Here is a 1518-nt window from a genome sequence, read left to right as displayed (position 1 = left end):
GCAATAAATTGGTCTAAAAATTCCTGCTTCTTCGTCAAATAGCTCGCTATTTTCCCCAGAATCAGAAACTTTTATCCTCAATTTCTTGCAATCCTCGCTACGCACGCTCAAGTCCGACAGGCTCCTGAAATTTGTGCTCCGTCATTTCTTAGGATGCGACTCTGGTCTTCTTTCATCGCAACATCGAGTTTCCAGTGAAGCTTATTCTCGGTGTGCCAATGCTCTCGGCTGGCCTTACCCAATTGCTCAGCCGTTAGCTCTGCAGAGCTGATTAGCTTGTGGTCGACTTTCCAAGCTTGGCGTGGGTCACTGATAATAAAGAGTTGTGAAATCAAATCGTGAGCATTCATGCTGTGGCCTTATCCTGATGCGCAATTATAAGACCGTAGACGTATTAAAAAGAAAGCAAATATAAGCTACAGGCCAATGATCTCAGGGGGGCATGATTTTTCCCTAGTGGTGTGGGGAAAGTTGGAGAAAGACAAACTCTTACCCGATTATGCGTCGTTCTTGATTTCCTTCATGTTTTGTAAGTAAACAACAAGTTCATGTACATTAGTACAGGATTCTGCATCATTATTTCGGTTAGCTTTAGCAAAAATTCTTGACGAGTGTGCAATAGCAGGTGCTAATGTTCCTTCAATTATTGATTTCTCATATAATCCTCTTTGAGTTTTTTTGTACTCAGGCAGATATTTTCTTAAGTCGTCAATTGCTTGATCCGCTACACTCTTCTTTTGAGTAGGAGCATAAGGTTTTGTCGTAGCGTTGTAATGGAGCAACAGCCAAAACTCAAAAGCAGGATTTGACGTTATTGCAATGAATTTTACTTCATCATCCAATTTGTCTTTAGCAAGTACCGTATTTATTTCGTCAACACGCTGAATTGCATCGAAAAATGTTGAGTGCCGATCTCTATCAAAAATACAAAAAATTACATTATATGTATCCCCTGACAAAAGCTCTCTACGATATAGATTGTAAGCATAATTAACTACGTTTATAGGGCTTGAGTCACAAGAACCATCTATTTCAATATTTGCAGAGTCAAGGTCATGAAACAATCTAATTTCTTCGAAATAAAACGGCTCTGTTTTTTCCCCTTCAGAAACGATTAATGCTCTATCATAAGGTTTTCTCTTAGCTTGATTTCTCTTATTATCCTCTGCTTTTCTAGCTTTTCTTTTGTGAAATAAATCTTCACTGCCCATCATTAGACCCCAAAAACTGAAAATTGCTTACTAGCGGCAAAGCACCATAACGACCTGATAGATATGCCTTCTCTAAATTAGAGACACCTTTTCTAGGGCTAAAATCTGTTAAAGGATAAATCGTTGTCGATTGATTTTTATCTTTATTACAAAACCAAATCTGATCTCTCCTAAACACATGTTGATCTAAGACAGAAGTTTCATGTGTTGTAAATACTAATTGTGCATTATGTGGATTTGTCTTTTGATCATTAAATAACTTGATTAAGAATTTAACCATATTTGGATGTAAGCTGTTATGTAGCTC

The 1518-nt window shown here is 37.6% G+C and carries 3 protein-coding genes; all 3 read right to left on the bottom strand.

The features are described 5' to 3' along the window. Positions 1–107 precede the first annotated feature (107 nt). A complete protein-coding gene (locus tag KDK17_RS17580) occupies positions 108–350 on the bottom strand; it encodes a hypothetical protein (protein WP_257274797.1) in 243 nt (80 codons plus the stop codon). A 147-nt stretch (positions 351–497) separates the two neighbouring features. Continuing rightward, complete coding sequence (locus KDK17_RS17575; RefSeq protein WP_257280594.1) at positions 498–1214, bottom strand: RloB family protein; 717 nt, start codon at positions 1212–1214, stop codon at positions 498–500. Beyond that, on the bottom strand, positions 1201–1518 hold a 318-nt coding region (locus tag KDK17_RS17570; RefSeq protein WP_257288684.1), incomplete at its 5' end, for an ATP/GTP-binding protein. The genes KDK17_RS17575 and KDK17_RS17570, both read right to left, overlap by 14 nt.

It is taken from the genome of Endozoicomonas sp. SESOKO2 (genome assembly GCF_024606245.1).
Lineage (GTDB): Bacteria > Pseudomonadota > Gammaproteobacteria > Pseudomonadales > Endozoicomonadaceae > Endozoicomonas_A.
The sequence above is the reverse complement of the archived record's forward strand: the minus strand, read 5'-3'. Positions and strand labels throughout refer to the sequence as shown.